22 protein-coding genes are annotated in these 18851 nt (G+C 66.9%); 12 read left to right on the forward strand and 10 right to left on the reverse strand.

Translation table 11 applies throughout. The annotated features are described in order from the left end of the window. Positions 1-9 precede the first annotated feature (9 nt). The 3 genes from QP512_RS02040 to QP512_RS02050 all read left to right on the forward strand — a co-directional run bounded on the left by QP512_RS02040 (position 10) and on the right by QP512_RS02050 (position 2848). Positions 10-954 (forward strand): XVIPCD domain-containing protein, encoded by a 945-nt coding sequence (locus QP512_RS02040; protein WP_286070771.1) that lies wholly within the window; start codon positions 10-12, stop codon positions 952-954. A gap of 210 nt (positions 955-1164) precedes the next feature. Next, complete coding sequence (locus QP512_RS02045) at positions 1165-1740, forward strand: hypothetical protein (protein WP_286070772.1); 576 nt, start codon at positions 1165-1167, stop codon at positions 1738-1740. A gap of 37 nt (positions 1741-1777) precedes the next feature. After that, positions 1778-2848 carry an XVIPCD domain-containing protein gene (locus QP512_RS02050; RefSeq protein WP_286070773.1) on the forward strand — a complete coding sequence of 357 codons (1071 nt, stop codon included), beginning with the start codon at positions 1778-1780 and terminating at the stop codon, positions 2846-2848. A gap of 62 nt (positions 2849-2910) precedes the next feature. On the opposite strand, the gene QP512_RS02055 is transcribed toward QP512_RS02050, so the two are convergent. Then, complete coding sequence (locus tag QP512_RS02055) at positions 2911-3327, reverse strand: XVIPCD domain-containing protein (RefSeq protein ID WP_286070774.1); 417 nt, start codon at positions 3325-3327, stop codon at positions 2911-2913. A 76-nt stretch (positions 3328-3403) separates the two neighbouring features. Beyond that, positions 3404-3883: a DUF4440 domain-containing protein gene (locus tag QP512_RS02060; RefSeq protein ID WP_286070775.1), complete on the reverse strand. Its 480-nt coding sequence runs from the start codon at positions 3881-3883 to the stop codon at positions 3404-3406. A gap of 221 nt (positions 3884-4104) precedes the next feature. On the opposite strand from QP512_RS02060, the gene QP512_RS02065 reads away from it, so the two are divergent. Continuing rightward, a complete protein-coding gene (locus QP512_RS02065) occupies positions 4105-4917 on the forward strand; it encodes an alpha/beta hydrolase (protein ID WP_286070776.1) in 813 nt (270 codons plus the stop codon). Positions 4918-4926: 9 nt separating this feature from the next. Then, on the forward strand, positions 4927-5100 hold the full coding sequence (locus tag QP512_RS02070; RefSeq protein ID WP_005412082.1) for a hypothetical protein: 174 nt from the start codon (positions 4927-4929) through the stop codon (positions 5098-5100). Between the two features lie 80 nt (positions 5101-5180). On the opposite strand, the gene QP512_RS02075 is transcribed toward QP512_RS02070, so the two are convergent. Further along, on the reverse strand, positions 5181-5861 hold the full coding sequence (locus QP512_RS02075; RefSeq protein ID WP_286070777.1) for a hypothetical protein: 681 nt from the start codon (positions 5859-5861) through the stop codon (positions 5181-5183). Positions 5862-5994: 133 nt separating this feature from the next. On the opposite strand from QP512_RS02075, the gene QP512_RS02080 reads away from it, so the two are divergent. After that, positions 5995-6654 carry a hypothetical protein gene (locus QP512_RS02080; protein ID WP_286070778.1) on the forward strand — a complete coding sequence of 220 codons (660 nt, stop codon included), beginning with the start codon at positions 5995-5997 and terminating at the stop codon, positions 6652-6654. 70 nt (positions 6655-6724) lie between these two features. Next, positions 6725-7693, forward strand: coding sequence for a polysaccharide deacetylase family protein (locus QP512_RS02085; protein WP_286070779.1), 969 nt, complete (start codon positions 6725-6727; stop codon positions 7691-7693). 3 nt (positions 7694-7696) lie between these two features. Here the strand turns inward: QP512_RS02085 and QP512_RS02090 are convergent, their stop codons facing one another. The 3 genes from QP512_RS02090 to QP512_RS02100 all read right to left on the reverse strand — a co-directional run bounded on the left by QP512_RS02090 (position 7697) and on the right by QP512_RS02100 (position 9477). Continuing rightward, positions 7697-8539, reverse strand: coding sequence for an MnmC family methyltransferase (locus tag QP512_RS02090; protein WP_286070780.1), 843 nt, complete (start codon positions 8537-8539; stop codon positions 7697-7699). Between the two features lie 128 nt (positions 8540-8667). Continuing rightward, positions 8668-8991 (reverse strand): hypothetical protein, encoded by a 324-nt coding sequence (locus QP512_RS02095; protein WP_286070781.1) that lies wholly within the window; start codon positions 8989-8991, stop codon positions 8668-8670. Positions 8992-9060: 69 nt separating this feature from the next. After that, a complete protein-coding gene (locus tag QP512_RS02100) occupies positions 9061-9477 on the reverse strand; it encodes a hypothetical protein (RefSeq protein ID WP_286070782.1) in 417 nt (138 codons plus the stop codon). 90 nt (positions 9478-9567) lie between these two features. Between QP512_RS02100 and QP512_RS02105 the strand changes: the two genes are divergently transcribed. After that, positions 9568-9852, forward strand: coding sequence for a hypothetical protein (locus tag QP512_RS02105; RefSeq protein ID WP_286070783.1), 285 nt, complete (start codon positions 9568-9570; stop codon positions 9850-9852). 123 nt (positions 9853-9975) lie between these two features. Here QP512_RS02105 and dmeF read toward each other — a convergent pair whose 3' ends face one another. Next, on the reverse strand, positions 9976-10953 hold the full coding sequence (dmeF, locus tag QP512_RS02110; protein WP_286070784.1) for a CDF family Co(II)/Ni(II) efflux transporter DmeF: 978 nt from the start codon (positions 10951-10953) through the stop codon (positions 9976-9978). 53 nt (positions 10954-11006) lie between these two features. On the opposite strand from dmeF, the gene QP512_RS02115 reads away from it, so the two are divergent. After that, a complete protein-coding gene (locus tag QP512_RS02115; RefSeq protein ID WP_286070785.1) occupies positions 11007-11291 on the forward strand; it encodes a metal-sensing transcriptional repressor in 285 nt (94 codons plus the stop codon). A gap of 94 nt (positions 11292-11385) precedes the next feature. On the opposite strand, the gene QP512_RS02120 is transcribed toward QP512_RS02115, so the two are convergent. Continuing rightward, complete coding sequence (locus QP512_RS02120) at positions 11386-11781, reverse strand: MerC domain-containing protein (protein ID WP_286070786.1); 396 nt, start codon at positions 11779-11781, stop codon at positions 11386-11388. A gap of 69 nt (positions 11782-11850) precedes the next feature. Between QP512_RS02120 and QP512_RS02125 the strand changes: the two genes are divergently transcribed. Next, positions 11851-13176, forward strand: a complete 1326-nt coding sequence (locus QP512_RS02125; protein WP_286070787.1) for a GTP-binding protein — start codon at positions 11851-11853, stop codon at positions 13174-13176. A gap of 184 nt (positions 13177-13360) precedes the next feature. Here the strand turns inward: QP512_RS02125 and QP512_RS02130 are convergent, their stop codons facing one another. After that, on the reverse strand, positions 13361-14968 hold the full coding sequence (locus tag QP512_RS02130) for an ATP-binding cassette domain-containing protein (RefSeq protein WP_286070788.1): 1608 nt from the start codon (positions 14966-14968) through the stop codon (positions 13361-13363). Positions 14969-15231: 263 nt separating this feature from the next. Further along, positions 15232-16131 (reverse strand): LysR family transcriptional regulator, encoded by a 900-nt coding sequence (locus QP512_RS02135; RefSeq protein ID WP_286070789.1) that lies wholly within the window; start codon positions 16129-16131, stop codon positions 15232-15234. Between the two features lie 228 nt (positions 16132-16359). On the opposite strand from QP512_RS02135, the gene QP512_RS02140 reads away from it, so the two are divergent. Together QP512_RS02140 and QP512_RS02145 are read left to right on the forward strand one after the other, a co-directional pair. After that, positions 16360-17538 (forward strand): serine hydrolase domain-containing protein, encoded by a 1179-nt coding sequence (locus tag QP512_RS02140; RefSeq protein ID WP_286070790.1) that lies wholly within the window; start codon positions 16360-16362, stop codon positions 17536-17538. Next, the gene (locus QP512_RS02145; RefSeq protein WP_286070791.1) at positions 17535-18719 is read left to right on the forward strand and encodes an MFS transporter; all 1185 of its coding nucleotides are present in this window, start codon (positions 17535-17537) and stop codon (positions 18717-18719) included. The genes QP512_RS02140 and QP512_RS02145 overlap by 4 nt, the downstream gene beginning before the upstream one ends. The last annotated feature ends 132 nt before the right edge of the window (positions 18720-18851 follow it).

The raw sequence follows: 18851 nt of genomic DNA on the forward strand, positions 1-18851 counted from the left end.
GAGTACGTCATGGATGATCGCTACATCGTTTCCATTTATGTTGCCGCCCCCGGTACACCGCTTCGCGCGGGCGGCACGTCCATGGCCGGGCACGTGTATTACACGGTCTCTGATGGGAAAACGAGCCACAGCCTGGGGTTCGCGCCGGAAGAGCATGGCGCCCGCAGTGGTCCGGGCAAGGTGTATACGAACGATGCGGATCAGTATCAGAAGCCGTTCTACCGGCGCGACATGGAGATCTCCAGGGAGCAGTACGACAAACTGCTGACGTTCGGCAATGCACCTGCGAAGCACGGCTTCGAGATGAATTACAACGGTGCCAGCAACAGCTGCATCGACTTCACCTGGGGTGCGTTGAATCACGCGGGCCTGCATCCTCAAAACATCCTGGGCATGGAGCGGAAGGGCTTCGAGGGCCACCTCAAACCGTTGGACAACGTGGATGCGATACGCAGTATCCGCGCGCCCTTTCCGGACAGCGAGCTGAACAGGGAGGTGCGCAACCCGATGCCGGAGCGCACGTTGATGCAATACCTGATCAGCGAGCAGCAGCTTCCGCAGAAGGACCGCGAGTTGCTGGAGTCCATCCGGGGCAAGGTGGCAGCGCTGGACCAGCAGCATGGCCGCACCCCTGACGACGCAAGCGAACGCATGTCTGCGAGCCTGTTTGCGTTGGCCAAGGAAAACGGCCTCGAGCGGGTCGACCATGTGGCGCTGAGCCAGCCCACTGCAGATGCTGGTGCGGGGCAGCGGATCTTCCTTGTCGAGGGCGACCCGAACAATCCCGCGGCCACGCGGGTGTCGATGGACACCGCCATGGCGGCGCAGTCACCTGTCGAGCAGTCACTCGCGCGGGTGGAACAATTGGAGCAGGGGCAGCACGCGCAGGTGCGTGCGGCGGCGCTGGAGCCTCAGCAGACCGCGCAGGAACCGAGCGCCATGCGATTGGGCTGACGTACAGCCCAATCGCGGTGCGGGATTCGCGCGCAGGTGCACCGGATTGGCCGGATCGCCCTGCACCACCCGGATGTTCTGGCCCGCCGGGTGGTTCTTGGCGTGAAGAAGGCAGGGTGCAGGCCCTGCCTTTTTCTTTGCCCGGTTGCAGTGCCCAACGCCGACCCGCTAGGGTTGAACCCCATGGCAGGGAGCCAAAGGATCTGAATCATGCTGGGTATCCACCGCTGGCTGCGTGCCGGCCTGATCTTCACGCTGGCGAGCGCACTCGGCGCCTGCAGCAGCCGCGTACCGGATGCGCCGGAGCCGCTGGATCTGGTCAAGCCGATCAACCTTGCCGAGTCCGGGCAAGCGGTGCGGTTCGAGTTCGAGACGAATGCCCGCAACTTCCAGCCGGGTCGCACGTATGCGCTGGAGCTGGAGTTGCAGCGCCAAGGGACGCGAAGGCCGGACGAGCCTGACGTGGGCACATCGAGGGTCCCGTTCGAGGTGACCCTGCAGCAGTGGGGCACTGATGCCTGGAAGGATGTTCCCACCTACGACAGCTATCAGGCCGGGGTGCTCAATGCAGGTGAACAGCTTCCGGAATGGCATGCATCCAGCCAATGGCGGTATACGTCGCCGCACATGGGCAGTGACGGCCAGTACACGCTGAGCCTGGTTGCTCTGCCACTGGAGCCTGATAACCGCTATCGCGTACAGGTCCGTACTGTGCAGGCCTCGCCGGAACTGCAGCATTACTCGGCTCAGGTGCGGTTACACGCAGCCCGGCCGCCAGGCAAGTAATCAACTTCACCGCTGGAAGGAACGAAGGAATCACCTTATGGACAAGCCGCGCTATACCGTAGAGATCGTTATTGCTGCACCTGGCACACCGCTGATCGACCCCAGGACGCACAAGCAGGCCGTCGACGCTGAGGGTGTTCCGCAGACGTCCGCCCCAGGACATATGTTCTACGTCCTGCATGCACCCGGCGTGCCTGCGAAGAGCTACGGATTTGCTCCCAAGGAGCACGGAAGCATGAATGGTCCTGGCGCCATCATGGAGGATGACGCAACGGTCTATAGAGACCCGCGCTACACCCGTACCCTCGAGATCAGCGAAGAGCAGTACAGGAAGCTCCAGCAGTTCGGCTCGGACCCGGAGAAATTCGGCTTCAGCAAGCACTATCAGGATGTTCGCCACAACTGCGTGGACTTCACCTGGGAGGCGCTGAATCACGCGGGCATCCAGCGGAAAAGCAGCATCGACGTGAACGCGTTGGGAGGTCCCGCCGGCCAGCTTCTTCCGGATGTTCGCATTCCTCTTGACATCAAGGGGGCAGGCAAGGATGCATTCCGACCGCTGCGCAACATCCACGGTGTGGACAGCATTGATCCGCCGTTTCCGGACAGCGAGCTCAACCAGAGGAAAACCAATCCCCTGCCGGAGCGCAGTCTCAAGCAACACATGCTGAGTGATGCTGAGAGCATGGGCGAACGAAGCGGTGATCGTCTGGCCTGGCACAGCAACGATCCGCTGCTCTCGCAGATCAACCAGGGCGTGGCCCGGCTCGATGCAGAGCGGGGCCGCGACTTCGATGCCACCAGCGAGAACATCAGTGCCAGCCTGTACGCGCTGGCCAAAGCCAATGGCCTGACCCAGGTTGACCATGTGCTGTTGAGCGATCGCACTGCGCAGGCCGATGTGGCGCAGAGCATCTTCATCGTCCAGGGTGAGCGCAACGACCCGGCACAGTTGCGGGCCAGCATGCCAACGGCGGTGGCCGCGCAGACACCGGCAGAAACCTCGTTCGAGCGCGCTGAGCAGCTGTCGCAGTCTGGGCAGGCGCGCACGCAGGATGAACTGCAGCAGCGCCAGGTGCAGGAGCAGTCCGGGCCGCGCATGGCCTAGGGCAGCAAGCGCACGGCGAGTCGACGTTCTCGCGGTGGGCCGCCGGTAACGCTGGAGGCGGCTCAGCCCAGGCGGTGTGCCGGGTTCTGCTGTTGTTCCTGCTCACGGACCTGCTGTTCGGGCAGCTGCCCCATGGACGGCTGCTGCGGGGCAATGCCCAGCTTCTGCATCGACTGCTCCACCGGCGTCTGCGCAGCCACTGCGGTCGGCATCATCGCCCGCAGGTGCGCCGGATTGGCCGGGTCGCCCTGTACCACGAAGATGTTGTGTCCCGCCGGCTGGTTGGCCGTGGCGTTGCTGACCAGCACGTGGTCGACCTGCTGCAGGCCCTGCTCGCGGGCGAGCACGGTCAGGCTGGCGGTCAGCCGCTCGCTGGTCTGGTCGAACGCACGGCCGTGCTGGGCATCCAGTGCGGCCACGCCTTGGCGGATCTGCTGGTTGAGGCCATAGTCGGGGTGGTTGGGGGTGATCTCTGCCATGGGGCGATCTGCAGCGGTAGGTCGTGATGGATCGGGTCAGTATAGAACCGGCCCGTGAACCACCGCATCGCGGCGATCAGTCCGCCGGCCGATGGTCGTAGCTGATCACCCGCTCGGCCAGCCAGCGCCCGTCCACGCGGTGCCAGACCTGGATGAAGCGCGCCTGGCCGGTCCAGTGCTCGACGCCCTTTGCATCACGCTCATGGAAGCGGTGATCGCCGATCTCCAGGGCGCGATCGTCGTGCAGCGGAAACACCTGCAGCGAGCTTTCCACCAACTCGCGGCGCAGGTGGGTGCGGTTGGCGCGGGTGCTCTCGCACAGCGCAGCCACGCTGCGGCGGAAGTCGTCACGCTTGCTGGCGGACTTGCCCGCCTTGTCATGGAAGAACTCCATGTCTTCAGTGGTCATGGTCGCGGCCTTGTCGGCGTCGCAGTCGTCGAACGCGGCGGCGAACAGCTCCGCGTCGGCCCGGCGGATCTGCTCGCGCAGGGTTCCGTTAGCGCTCGGGGCGGCGGCCAGGCCGGCAGCAAGCAGGGGCAGGGTGAGCAGCAGCATGGCAAGGCTCCAGGGCGGGATTCACGCAGGCTCGCACGGCGCTCCGGGGGCCGCAGCCGCGCTGCGACGAAACGGGTTTTCCAGGGGGTGAATGCCCGCATCCATGGATTGGCCGGGTGGCGCGCCCTGTGCAGAGGGTGTCATGGCGACCGCCGATTCCATCACGACCCCGATAGGGGACGGCGCATATCCTGAAATCCTCCCCTTCCACAGGAGTTCCCATGCCTGCTTCCCGCGTCCGCCTGCACGTTGAAGACACCGGTGGCGATGGCCGCCCGGTCATTCTGATTCACGGTTGGCCGCTGTCCGCCGATGCCTGGAAGACGCAGGTGTCGATCCTGCGCGACGCCCAGCACCGCGTGATCAGCTACGACCGGCGCGGCTTCGGCCGCTCCGAAAAACCGGCCGAGGGCTATGACTACGACACGCTGGCGGCGGATCTGGCTGGGCTGATCGATGAACGTGACCTGCGCGACGTCACCCTGGTCGGCTTCTCGATGGGCGGTGGCGAGGTGGCGCGTTACGTGGCCAACCATGGCCAGGATCGCCTGCACAGCGTGGTGTTCGCGGCGGCGGTGCCGCCGTTCCTGCTACGCGGCGACGACAACCCGGAAGGCCCGCTGACCCAGAACAAGGCTGACGAAATGCGCAGTGGTCTGGAGAAGGATCGCGAGGCTTTCTTCGATGGCTTCACCCGCGATTTCTTCAGCGCCAATGGCCAGCTGATGGTGACCGAAGAGACGCGTCAGGCGGCGATCGCACTGTGCCATCAATCCGACCAGACGGCGGCGCTGGGTTGCATGCAGGCGTTTGCCACTACCGACTTCCGCGACGATCTGAAGAAGATCACGGTGCCAACCCTGATCCTGCACGGTGACAGCGACGCGATCGTGCCGTTCGAAGGTTCCGGGCAGCGAACACATCAGGCGATAGCGGGCAGCGAGGTGGTGATCCTGGAAGGCGCGCCGCATGGCTGCAATACGAGCCATGCCGACCACTTCAATCTGGCGCTGCTGAACTTCCTGAAGCGGTAAGCTGCATCCATGCGCCAGACCAAGACACCCCCGTGGAAGAAGCCCAACCCCAAGGGCCAGACCTCGCAGCCCTTGTCGCCTGCGCAGAAAGAGGCGGCGCGGCAGCGTGCGGAAGAGAATGGACGACGTTACCCGAATCTGGTGGACAACATGTGGGCGGCGAAGCTGCCGCGGGGGTCCTGATCTGTAGAGCCGAGCCATGCTCGGCTAGCGCGCATAGCGCGTGCTCTTTCACGGGACAGCAGCCGAGCGTGGGCTCGGCTCTACAGGTCGGCCAGCGGCTTCCAGCCGGTTTCCAGCCGGGGCGAGATCTCGCGCTGGCGGACGGTGATGGCCTCAACCGGCAGCCCCGCCAGGCGCGCAAGCTCTGCATGCAGCACATCGGCATCCACCGGCACGGCCGTAGCTACCTGCAGCCGATCCCCCTGATGCCTGACCTGTACCGGTAGCGTGGCGTGCGCTTCATGCTCGCCGCCGGTGCGACCGATCGGGTAGCGCATCCTTACCGGCCGCGACAGTTGCGCCAGTGCTGGCCGCCACGCCTGCAGCACGAGGGGCTGCCGGCCCGCCGGAACACGTACCTCAGCAATCGTGGCCGGGTAGCCGGTGAGGCTCTCGGCCATCACCTGGAAGCGCGCGCCATCCGGCATGACCAGCACGGCGGCAATCAACGCAGAGAACGAAACGAACACCGCGGCGAGGTTCCAGCTGCGCGGCGCGGTGGCCGGGCGCGTTGCGGTGCGCAGGCCCGGTCTGCGCCGCAGCTTGCGTGCGTAGATGCGCCGGTCCTTCCGGCGCGGGCTGCTGCTGTGCTCGGGCAGGTTCAAGGGAACGCGTGGAAGGCGCGCCGCGCGGGTCTTGATCAGGCGCGACAGCAGCATCCACGCGATCACGAACGCCAGCAGCGGGAGCAGCGTTCGCACCCACAGATACAGCGTGACCATCCACAACACCTCTACATACGCCCATCCATGCTCATCCACATCCTACCGGGACCACGCGACGGTTGTCGTATCCGACAGCCGACAAGCACAGGGTGATTGGTTAGGATGGTCCTTTGTTGTCATGGATGAACCGATGGCCTCTGCTGCTACCCGCTTCTGCCGTATCTGTGGCCCGGGCCCGATCCTGCTGGTTCTGCAGGTGGTGGCATTGCTGGCGGTGGCGCTTGCCGCCGGCTTCTTCCACAGCCGCGTGGGGTTGCTGCTCGAGCCTGTGGATGAAGCCTGTGGTGGCCCTGACGCTGCCGCACGCATGCAGGTGGCAGAGCAGCTGATGGCACGTTCCACCGCGTTGGCGCCGTGGCAACCGTTGCAGTGGGTTCCGATGGCCGGTGTGGTGCTGGCGCTGCTGGGTGCGATGTCGATCAGCATCTACCGGCTGGGTCGCTTGCCGGAACGGTTGCGATGGACCAACTGGGGCTTGATGGCACTGCATGCCGTGATCTTGCTGCTGGCTACCCGCGTCCTGCATCTGTATGACATGGCGTGGACCACCGTGGCCACGCTTTCGCCGGCAGCGTGTCTGGTGGAGCTGGGTGAGCAGGGGCGGTTGCCGCTGGCCCAGGCGCAACAGGTGGTGTTCGAGATTCTTACCCGCGCGCATGCACCGTTGCTGCGCAATCCTGATGATCTGGCCTTGGTGCTGGCCGCACTGCTGTTGATGGCGATGGCGGCGGGATTCATGCTGTGGCGGGCGATCGTGCGCGAACGTCAGGTGCAGTCGCCCAGCCCCTGAGAGGTGTGTGACCAACCACGCGCCCGCAATCGCGCTACAGTCTGCGCTTCGCTCCTGCAAGGATGTGCTGATGCGTTGGTTGCTGCGTGCTGTGCCATTGCTGCTGTGTTCGTTGGCGGTACACGCCGCTGAAGTCGACCGCCGGATCGCGGTGACCATCGACGACCTGCCCTGGGCGCGGGTGGACAAGATCGTTCCGACGGATCTTCAGTCGCGGCACGAGGCGCTGATGGCGCAGCTGCACCAGGCGGGTGTGCCGGTAGTGGGCTTCGTCAACGAGAACAAGCTTGAGATCGAAGGGCAGGTGCAGCCGGCGCGGGTGAAGATGTTGCGCGACTGGCTGGACGCCGGCTATGTGCTGGGCAACCACACCTACTCGCACATGGACCTGAACGCCAAGGGCGTGCCTGCGTTCCAGCAGGATTTCCTTCGTGGCGAGGCGGTGCTGCGGCCGTTGCTGGCCGAGCGCGGGCTGAAACCGCAGTGGATGCGTCACCCCTATCTGCGTGCCGGGCGCACGCCGGAAGAACGCGCGGAGATGGACGTGTTCTTCAAGCAGCATGGCTACCGCGTGGCACCGGTGACGGTCGACAACGGCGAGTGGGTGTGGGCGTTCGCCTATGCCAACGTAATGAACGAGCAGCCGGATTCCCTGGCGCGCGAGGCGACGCTGGCACAGCTGCGCAAGGGCTATGTGCCGTACATGCTGAACAAGCTCGACTACTACGAGAAGCAGTCGCAGGCGCTGCTGGGCTATGCACTGCCGCAGGTGTGGCTGATGCATGCCAACGAACTCAACGCGGCCACCTTCGCCGAACTGGTGGCGGCAACCAAGCGCCGCGGCTATCGCTTCATCTCGCTGGACGAGGCGATGCGCGATCCGGCCTATGCACGCGGGGCCGAAGGCTACAGTGGCCGCTACGGCCCGAGCTGGCTGCACCGCTGGGCGATGGCGGAGAAAAAACCGAAGGACTTCTACGCCGGTGAACCGGAAGTGCCAAGGTGGGTGATGAAGCTGGCCAAGGTGGATTCGGAGTGAGGCTCAGCGCTTGACGGCCAGCACGCCGTCAAGCGCCAGCTCGGCCTTGAACCCGGTCTTTTCCAGGCGTTTGGCTACTTCACGCGGCACGTCGCGGCCGCTGGTCAGCTTGTTCGGCGCACCGGTGTAATGAAACAGACGCCCGCCCTTGCGGATGACGCGGGCAAGGTGGTCGTAGAACACCTGTGAGTACAGCTCGCCGGCGATGCCGAAGCGCGGGGGGTCGTGCAGGATCGCGTCGACGCTGTTGCTGGCCACCTGTTCGATCTGCTGCGAGACATCGCCGTGGCTGAACTGCAGGCGGCCACCGGCCGCGGCTGAGTCCGGATCCGGCGACCATGGGTTGAGCGTGCGCAGCCACATCACGTCGGCGTTTTTCTCGAACGAGCGGATCTGGCCGACACCGGCCTCCAGCGCACAGGCGGCAAAGTAGCCCAGGCCGCCGCAGGTATCGAGGATGACCTTGCCGGCCGGAGCGACCAGCTCGACCTTGCGGCGCGCATCCTCGAACGGTGACAGCTTGGAGGTCGGCAGCATCTTGATGCCGTCGATCTCGAAGGTGGGCGCACCCCATTCGGTCGGTACCAGCTTGATCAGCGAACCGCTGTAGCGCGAAATCGACGCGAACTCGTCGCCATCCCAGTAGTAAAGCGTGCGGTCCTTCAGCTTGCCCGGCCACGGGTAGTGCTGGCCACGGAAGTGGAAGCCGTCGCCATCCAGCGCCACGCTGTCCTGGCTGCGGCCAAGGTCGAGCGAGCCCTGCCAGTCGGCCGCGCCCTTGTCATGGGCACGGCGCAGGGTATCGGCGCTGTCGCGGGTCAGCAGGGGGCCGGTGTAATGGGGCACGGCGGGTACCGGGGCGGTTCGGGGGAGGGCATGGTACCGCAGCTTTTACCGGGGTCCCGGGGTGGCTGCTGCTGTAGATCCACGCCATGCGTGGATGAAGACGGCAGGAGCCGAGCGTGGGCTCGGCGTTACAGCTGGCTTGTGCAGCTGTAGCCGTGTGTAGCTCCTTCTCCTGAAATCATGTTGACGCCACGCGAGGGCTGCATGCCCTGCAGCGCGCACGACCGACGATGGACGTCCTGGGTTTCCGGTGGCTGCCGATCAAAGTCGTAGCGCAGGCGGCCGTCTTCCTGCAGCAGCCAATGCACGGTAACGCGCTCGTGGCGACCATCACCGAGATCCCAGTCCAGGGTGCGCATGATCAGGGTCTGGCCATCGGGCAGCTGCCGGACTTCGTCATAGGCACCCTGGGTCTTCGGCGCGCTTACCGCAAGCAGCAGAAGCAGCAGCATTGGCATCGCTCCTCAAAGAAGACAGGATGCGCCCATAGTGCCCTGAGTCGCCATCAGAATCATTGCGTCTTACGGGCACTTCATCGCATACACCGGCCCAGCACCGATCAGCATCAACGCCATGTAGTCACTATCGCTGGCCTTGCCCTTCAACGTCGCGTCCTTGTTGAAGTGGAAGATGCCGAAGCCGCCGGCCATGCGGATCAACGCGCTGTCGATCTGCTCGGCGTCATCGCGGAAGTAGCGGCTGATCTCGCTGCGGGTGGCCTTGTGCAGGGCATTCGGCTCGCGCTGCCACTGGTCGCCGCGGCTGAAGGAGACGAAGTACTGGCCGCCTTCCCTGTCGATGCGGAAATCGGCCTGCTTGCGCGCGCTGGTGGCGAAACAGCCCTGCAGCGGATCAGCGGAGAACGGAAGCCCGGCGTCGCCACCGCAGGCGCTGAGCAGCAGGAGGGCACCGGGCAGCAGCAGGCGGAGCGTGCGCATGGGATGTCCCGACGGGGCAGGTGCGGCTAGTGTAGGCAGCATGCGGGCACGGCCCGTACAGAAATTCGGCAAGGACACAGGGGTTTTCGGATGGCGCAGGGCAAGGCGCCGTGGTGCGGCGTGGCCAGTTGGCTGGGGATCGTGGTGGGCTGGGGTGCGGGCAGCCTGGCTGCACAGGCTGCGGTGGCCGCAGGCGGCAATGGCATGGCCGCCGGGCTAGGCGTGGGCGTGCTGGGTGCGGCACTGGTGGGTGGCGGTCTGGCGGTGGCGTCGCGCGTGCGCGGCGAGCGCTGGCCGTGGATCGGCATCGGTGGTGCGGTGCTGAGTGCGCTGCCGCTGCTGATGTACCTGTTGCGGATGATGCTGAAGCTCTGACTGTAGAGCCGAGCCCGTGCCCGGCTGATGGCCTGCGACAGCCGAGCATGGCTCGGCGCTACAAGGGCAACGGCAAGCCGAGCATGGGCTCGGCTCTACAGATTCGACCGCAGTCGCGCAGGATCAGCTGCGGTGTATCTCCAACGTCATGTGCACCAGTTCTTCGTGGATCGCCAGCGCTTGGCGCACGGTATCGGCATCCAGACTGGCGTCGCTGGTGACCAGGCTGGCGCTGACCGCGTACTTGCCCCGCCCCACCTGCCAGACGTGCAGGTCGGCCAGGCGTGCCGGCCACGGGCCCTGTTCGATCACCTCGCGTACTTCGGCCACCACCGGCGCATCCATCTGCGCATCGAGCAGGATGCGGCCACTGTCGCGCAGCAGGCCCACTGCCCACACGGTGACCAGTACCGCGCCGACCAGGCCCATTACCGGGTCCAGCCAGGTCAGGCCCAGCAGCTTGCCGCCGAGCAGGGCAACGATGGCCAGCACCGAAGTGGCGGCGTCGGCCAGCACATGCACGTAGGCCGACCGCAGGTTCAGATCGTGGCCGCGCGCGTGATCGTGATCGTGGTGCGCGTGATCATGCCCGGGGTGTTCGCCATGATCGTGGCCGTGCCCATGGTGGTGGTGTGCGTGGCCCGGGCTGTCGTGCAGCCACCAGGCGCACAGCAGGTTCACTGCCAGGCCGACCACGGCGATGGCAATGGCTTCGTTGTAGTGGATCGGCGCTGGCACCCACAGCCGCTCCAGTGACTGCACGGCCATCAGTGCGGCGACGCCGAGCAGGGCGATGGCGCTGGTGTAGCCGGCCAGGATCTCGATCTTCCAGGTGCCGAAGGCGAAGCGCGGATCGTGCGCATAGCGGCGCGCGCAGCGGTATGCGAATACCGACAGGCCCAGTGCCAACGCGTGCGAGCTCATGTGCCAGCCGTCGGCGAGCACGGCCATGGAGTTGAACCACCAGCCGCCAATGATCTCCACCAGCATCATGCCGACGGTGAGCCACATGGCGCGGCGGGTGTTGCGTTCGGCCAGCGGATTGCCGTCGTCGAAGCGGTGTTCGTGGCGGCGGGCGGCGGCGAGGGCGTCCAGGTGCATGGGGGGACCAAGGGGGGTGGAGTAGATACCCCCATAGGGTATATGATCCCGCCATGGCCCATGTACACAAGCATCGAAAGCAGCTGCTGACCCGGGTGCGCCGTATCGCGGGTCAGGTGGCGGCGTTGGAGCAGGCGCTGGACACGCCCGAGGGCGAGGCGGGCGACTGCGCGGACGTGCTGGTGCAGGTCGCCGCCGTGCGCGGTGCAGCCCACAGTCTGCTGATGGAGCTGCTGCACGAGCACCTGCAGGAGCACGTGGTGGGCGCCGAAGATCCGCAACAGCGGGCCGCCGAAGCCCAAGTGCTGGTGGAGCTGCTGCGCCGCTACGGCAAATAGGCCGTGGGGTGTAGAGTCGATTGTTAGTCGACTGCTCTTTGCCCAGGCGGCATGAAATCCCGCGCTTCGCGCGATAGTCGACTAACAGTCGACTCTACCCCGCGTGCCGCGTGCCGCGTGCCGCGTGCCGGTGCCGTGCGTTCCAGATGTGCGTGGCAGCCAGCAGCAGGCTGCCGGTAACGGTCATCGGCGTTTCCCAGTCATGCGAGGGCAGCGCCAGCGCGCCGGCCAGCAACAGCCCCAGACCGGCACCGGCGGTGGCCCAGGCCAGCACGGGCAGCGGATGACGGCGCTCGGCCCGCCACAGCGCATAGCCGGTCAGCGGCAGGGCGATGGCCACGAACAGCAGGTGCACCCATTCCGCTTCGGCCCACGCGCCGAACAGCGGCAACGCGGCGGCGAGCAGGGGCAGTGCCAGGCAGTGCAGCAGGCACAGGCTGGACAGGGCGACCGCGCCGGCATCGAGCAGGGCGGCAGAAGGCGACTTCATCGGGGGAGGTTCCTTGCGCAATAATTGTTATACAGTAACATTTCCGTTCCGCAGCCAACCCGCTCCGACATGAACACTGTTTCCCGCGCCGACCGCCGCCTTCCGGTCACCGTGCTGTCCGGCTTCCTCGGGGCCGGCAAGACCACCCTGCTCAACCAGATCCTGCGCAACCGCGAGGGACTGCGCGTGGCGGTCATCGTCAACGACATGAGCGAGGTCAACATCGACGCGCAGCTGGTGCGCGAAGGCGGTGCCGAACTGCGCCGCACCGAAGAGACGCTGGTGGAGTTCAGCAACGGCTGCATCTGCTGCACGCTGCGCGATGACCTGCTGCAGGAAGTGCGGCGCCTGGCCGATGCGGGTCGTTATGACTACCTGCTGATCGAATCGACCGGGATCGGAGAGCCGATGCCGGTGGCCGCGACGTTCGCGGTGCGCGACGAACACGGCTTCAGCCTGAGCGATATCGCGCGCCTGGACACGATGGTGACGGTGGTGGATGGCAGCGCGTTCCTTGCCGACTTCGGTTCCTCACAACGCCTGGCCGAGCGTGGACAGCAGGCCGGCCCGGAGGATGACCGCGGGGTGGTTGACCTGCTGTGCGAGCAGGTCGAGTTCGCCGATGTGATCGTGGTCAGCAAAGTGGACCAGGTGGATGACGAGGTACTGCAGGACACGCTGGCGGTACTGCGTGGGCTGAACCGAAACGCGAAGCTGCTGCTGTCCAGCTTCGGCGATGTGCCACTGGCTGAACTGCTGGATACCGGTCGCTTCGACATGGAGCGTGCACAACGTGCGCCGGGCTGGGTGAAGGAATTGCGCGGGGAGCACACACCGGAAACCGAGGAGTACGGCATCGGTAGCTTCGTCTACCGCTCGCGACGCCCGTTCCACCCCGCGCGATTCGCCCGCGCGCTGCAGTCAGGGATGCCCGGCGTGATCCGCAGCAAGGGCTGGTTCTGGTTGGCCAACCGCATGGACTGGGTGGGCGAACTGAACACCGTGGGTGCAGCGACGCGCACGCAGGCGGCAGGCTTCTGGTACGCCGCGCGCGATCGCGTGCGTGCGGGCATCGAGAACACCACACCGCTGTTGCCGCCGACACCGCTGCCGTACAGCGATCTTGGCTGGGCACGCCAGCAGGCCGACTGCTGGAGCGCACCCCTGCCGGGCTTGGAGGAATTCCCGGATTCGGCCGCGCACGCGGCGATGCAGCGGCTATGGCATCCCTTGTGGGGCGACCGCCGCCAGGAGCTGGTGGTGATTGGCGTGCACATGGATGAGCGCGCGGTGCGTGCGGAGCTGGACGCCTGCCTGCTCAACGACCAGGAACTGCGCGCGGGGCCGTTGCTGTGGCAGCAGATGCCGCAGGCATTCCCGGTGTGGAAGCGTTGAGCTGACGGCTCCTGTAGAGCCACGCCATGCGTGGATGGCGGTTCAACCGGTCTTTGCCCGCCTTGTAGAGCCGAGCGAACGCTCGGCTGGCGGATCATTCCATCCATGCAGGGCGTGGATCTACTGCAGCTGCAGCCGAGCGTGGGCTCGGCTCTACACAGGCGAATCCATGCACGGCGTGGATCTACAGCGCGTCCCGCCACTGCCAGGCATCGGCGGCGACCTGCAGCACCTGCGTCGGTCGCAACGCCTGCAGCAGATGCCGGTCATGGCTGACCATCATCAGTGCCCCCGGCCACGCAGCAAGCAGCTCTTCCAACGCCTGCAACGCGCTCAGATCCAGCGCATTACCGGGTTCGTCCAGCAGCAACAGCTGGGGTGCGGGATCGGCATACAGCACGCTGGCCAGCGCCCCCTTCACCCGCTCGCCATCACTGAGGCTGCCGGCTGCCCGCTGGATGCGCTGTGCGTCCAGCCCGAGCAAGGCCAGCCGCGTGCGCAGTTCGCCCACATCGGCGCCTGGGTTCGCCGCCTGCACCGTCTCCAGGATGCTGCGCCCGCCGGACAATCCCAACAGCTGCTGGTCCAGCAGTGCCAATGGCGCATGCCGTTGCACGGTGCCACTGCGTGCAGGCAGCTGCCCTGCCAGCACACGCAGCAGGGTGGATTTTCCAGCACCGTTGTCACCGATCACAGCGGTGCGCTGCCCGCGGCGGATCTCCAGCTGCAAGGGAGCGACGCAGCCGTACGGCAGCACCAGCGACTCTGCCTGCAGCAGGCGTGAACTGCCGCGTTCGCCTTCACTGGCAAACAGTGCCAGTTCCGGCGCAGCGTGAACCGCTGATGCCGCTGCGCGCAGCTGGTCGGCGCTGACCTGCAGGCGCTCGGCCTGGACCTGCTGAGCACGGCCATGGCTGGCCTCGGCGCGCTGCTTCTGCCGGCCCAGCAGGATCGGCGCCTGGTTGGCCTGCTTTGCATCGCGGTTGCCGCGTGCCTGGCGTTGCTGCTGCCGTTCGTGCTGCTCACGCGCGCTGCGCTGCTGCTGGCGGTGCTGGGCGCGCGCGTGGTCAAGCTGGGCGGCGGCAGCTTCGCGTTCGGCGGCACGCGCATCGGCGTAGTGCTGCCACGGCCCGCCATAGCGGTGCAGTCCGCGCGCGTCCAGTTCGACGATCTGCTGCATGTGCCCAAGCAGTTCGCGATCGTGGCTGATCGCCAGCAGGCCGCCACGCCATTGCTGCAGCTGTTCGTACAGCTGTTGGCGATGGCGTGCATCGAGGTGGTTGCTGGGTTCGTCCAGGATCAGCCAATCGGCACCGCTGGCCCAGGCACCGGACAGCGCCACCTGCATCGCTTGGCCACCGCTGAGGCGTGCGGCGGGCTGGGCGGGATCGAGATCGTCCGGCAGCCGCAATGCCTGCCATCGCTCCTGCAGGCGTTCGCGCAGATCCCAGCGGTCGCCGACGCGGGCGAAGTCGGCTTCGTCCACGCTGCCCGCTTCAATGCGCGCCAGTGCAGCCAGTTCCTCGCCCACGCCGGCGAGCTCCCCCACGGTGCCGGACGGTGGATAGCCGGGCGTGGGAAACAGGAACACGCGGCCGCTGCCGCGCACCTGGCCGCTGTCGGGCAACAGCCGGCCCGCCAGCAGGCGTGCCAGCACGCTCTTGCCGGCACCATTGGCACCGACCAGGCCGGTGGCAAACGGATCGAAGGAAAACGACAGATCGGAAAACAGCGGGCGGCCGTCGGCCAGCCGATACGACACGCGATCGAGCGTGAGGGAATGTGTGGTCATGCGACCTCCATGGATGCCGGGTTCTCCCCTGCGCGCAGGGGCGGGAAGAGTCAGGCCGTCTGTTGGGAAGACGGCGGCATCAATGGCGCATTGGTCGCGAGCCTCTGGGAGGAATGAGCGGCCAGTATAGCGGCAGTGGCTGAATGGTCAGGTGTGCGGCCGCCGGGCATGGCCGGGCGCTACCGATGGTCGGGCGGTTCTGTAGAGCCGAGCCGATGCTCGGCTTCCTTTCGCCGCGAGACGCATCCACGCATGGCGTGGATCTACGGCACGGTACCCAGGCGGGCGCCGACGAAGTCGATGAACACCCGCAGCTTCGGCAGTACGTGTCGGCCCGACGGCCACAGCAGATGGAAGGTGCCGCAGGAATGCACATGCTCGTCCAGCACCGTGACCAGGCGGCCGTCGGCCAGCGCATCGCGCACCGAGTGCACCGGCACGAAGGCCAGGCCGATATCGCGCAGTGTGAGCGCTACCCGCGCCTCGATGGTGTTGGCCACCATGTGCACCGGAAGCTCCTGCGGCATTTCATCGTCGGGCCAGTGGATCGGCCACGGTTCCAGCTTGCCGGTGGTGGGGAAGCGATAGTGCAGCAGCGTGTGCTGCATCAAGCCTGCCGGCGTGCGCGGAACGCCGCAGCGCTGCAGGTAGCCCGGCGAGCCAACGACACGCCGCGGGAATACCCCCAGCTGGCGTGCGTTCATCCGCGAGTCGCTGGGTTCGCCAACGCGCAGCACCGCATCGAAACCTTCCTCGATGACATCGACCAGGCGGTCGCTGAAGTCCAGGTCCAGGCGGATATCCGGATACGCCGCCATGAATTCGGCCATCAACGGCAGGGTGAGGTCGCCCACCAGCGGCAGGCTGATGCGCAGCGTGCCGCGGGGCGTGGCGTGTGGCTGTGCCAGCTCGGTGCGCGCGGCATCGCGCTCGTCGAGGATGCGCCGGCAGCGCGCCAGGAACAGCTGGCCCTCGGCGGTGAGGGTGATGCTGCGCGTGCTGCGATGGAACAGGCGCACGCCCAGCGCGTGCTCCAGCCGCGCCACGCACTTGCCCGCTGCCGAGGCGGAAATGCCCTGCAGGCGCCCGGTCTCGACGAAGCTGCGGGTGTCGGCGGCGTGCACGAAGGTCTGCAGGTTGGCGAGGTTGTCCAGGACTGACATGGGCGTGCGGGCAATGAAAGCGGCAGGGTAGGCCGGCGCGGCTGTAGCGGGCGGCCCCGCCATCGCAACACTGTGGTGCGGGGTTGCGTGGAGACCGTTGCGGCCTTGCGGTTCCGGCCATCATGCCGATTGCGGACTACACGGTCCATGATGCCCGGAGCGGCAACCGGCTTTTTGCGCGGACGCCCGCTGCCTAACGTGGCGGCCTCTCCCCCACGGATCACCGCGATGAATGCCGCTCCTTCCTTCGAACCTGCGCCGACACTGCCTTCGGTGCAGCGGCTGCTGCAGCAGGTCCACCCGCAGCGCCTGGTCGGTGCGGTGGTGCTGGTGCGCGAGCACGGCGTGCTGCGCCATGCCGGGGCCACGGGCCTGGCGGATCGCGAGTCGGCCACGCCGATGCAGCGCGACCAGCTGTTCCGGCTGGCCTCGGTGAGCAAGCCGTTGCTGAGCACGGTGATCCTGCGCCTGGTGGCCGAGGGCGTGCTCGACCTGGATGCACCGGTGCAGCGCTGGCTGCAGGACTTCCGCCCGGCGCTGGCCGATGGCAGCACGCCGCCCATCAGCCTGCGCCAGCTGCTCAGCCACAGCAGCGGGTTGGGCTACCGCTTCCTCGAAGCCGATGCGGATGGCCCCTATGCGCGCGCAGGTGTCAGCGACGGCATGGATGCCAACCCGTTGACGCTGGCCGAGAACGTGCGCCGCATCGCGCAGGCGCCACTGCTGTTCGCACCGGGCCGCCAGTGGATGTATTCGCTGGGCGTGGATGTGGCCGGCGCCGTGGCCGAAGCGGCAACCGGGGAAACGCTGCAGGCCTTGTTCGCCCGCTTGCTGGCTGCGCCCCTGGGCCTGCGCGATACCGCCTTCGCCACCCACGATGCGGCACGGCTGGCCACGCCCTATGTCACCGACACCCCGCAGCCGCACCGCCTGCGCGAAGGCGAGGTGGTCGCCCCGTTCGAGGGCACGGTAGGCATCGAGTACAGCCTCGCCCGCGCGACCGACGCCAGCCGGTTTCCTTCGGCTGGCGCGGGCCTGGTGGGTACCGCCGATGAGGTGATGCGGGTGCTGGAGGCGTTGCGCGACGGGCAGCGCTCCGGCGTGTTGCCGCCCCGGCTGGTGGCGGAGATGGCGACCCCGCAGGTGGGCGAGCAGGGGCCGCCGGAACCGCCGGGCTGGAGCTTCGGCCTTGGCTTTTCGGTGCTGCGCGATGCGGCCGCCAGCGGTACGCCGCAGAACGCAGGTACATGGCGATGGGGCGGTGCCTACGGCCACAGCTGGTTCGTCGACCCTGCGCGCGGCCTGAGCGTGGTGGCGCTGACCAACACGCTGTACGAAGGCATGGACGGTGCCTTTGTCGATGAACTGCGCGATGCGGTGTATGCCGATCTAGGGACGGCACGATGAGCGGCCATGCCATCGATGCGGCCGGCCCGGCCGGTGAAGCCACGCGTCTGCCATGGGCCGGCCTGCTGGCACTGGCCGGCGGCGGCTTCATCACCCTGCTGACCGAGACCTTGCCGGCCGGTGTATTGCGGCCGATGGGCGACAGCCTGGGCGTGAGCGATGCGGCGGTGGGGCAGCTGGTGAGCGTGTACGCACTCGGCTCGGTGATGGCCGCATTGCCGATGACCGCGCTGACCCAGCGCCTGCCACGACGCCCGCTGTTGCTGGCAGCCATTGCCGGCTTCGTGGTGGTCAACACACTGACTGCGTTGAGCAGCAGCTACCCACTGATCCTGGCCGCGCGTTTCCTGGCGGGGGTGAGCGGCGGGCTGCTGTGGTCGCTGGTGGCCGGCTATGCCGCACGCATGGTGGTGCCCTCGCTGCAGGGCCGGGCGATTGCGGTGGCGATGGTCGGATCGCCGTTGGCGCTGTCGCTCGGTGTTCCGGCGGGCACGTTGCTGGGGCAGCAGATCGGCTGGCGCTGGGCGTTCGCCTTGATGAGCGTGCTGGGCGTGGGGCTGCTGGCCTACGCGCGCTGGGCGCTGCCAGCCTTGCCCGCCGCCGGTGCCGGCCAGCGCACATCGCTGGGCGCCGTCTGGCGCATGCCCGGCGTGCGCAGTGCACTGCTGGTGATGGTGCTGTACGTGCTCGCGCACAACGTGCTCTACACCTACATCGAACCGCTGGCAGTGGACGCCGGGGCGGGCCCGTGGCTGGATCGCCTGCTGCTGGCTTTCGGCCTGGCCGCGATTGCCGGCATCGGTATTGCCGGCTGGGGTGTGGACCGCCACCTGCGCACGCTGGTGTGGGCGGCAGTGATCGGTTTCATCCTGCCGGTGCTGGCGCTGCTGTTGTGGCCGGGCGACGCGACCGCGCTGCTGCTGGCGACGATCCTGTGGGGCGTGGCCTTCGGCGCGGTACCGACGCTGTTCCAGACCGCACTCGCCCGGCGTGCCGGTGCCGCCGCGGACCTGGCGCAATCGATGCTGGTGACTGGCTGGAACCTGGCCATTGCTGCTGGAGGTGTGGCGGGTGGTGTGCTGCTGCAGGCCGGTGGGCCCACCCGGTTGGGGTGGTTGCCGTTGCTGCTGCTGGCGATGACCGCTGCATGGTTGCTGGTACGGCCGGAGGCCTGGGCGTAGGCCGTGATCATCCATGATGTGGTGCCGGCCAGCGGCCGGCACTACCGGGGTCCACGCCATCCACGCATGGTGTGGATCTACCGGGCGCAGCGACCCGCGTTTGCCTTTGCTTTTGCTTTCTTCTGTTGATTC

Origin of the sequence: Stenotrophomonas sp. 57, from assembly GCF_030291075.1 — a bacterium.
Taxonomy (GTDB): Bacteria; Pseudomonadota; Gammaproteobacteria; order Xanthomonadales; family Xanthomonadaceae; genus Stenotrophomonas.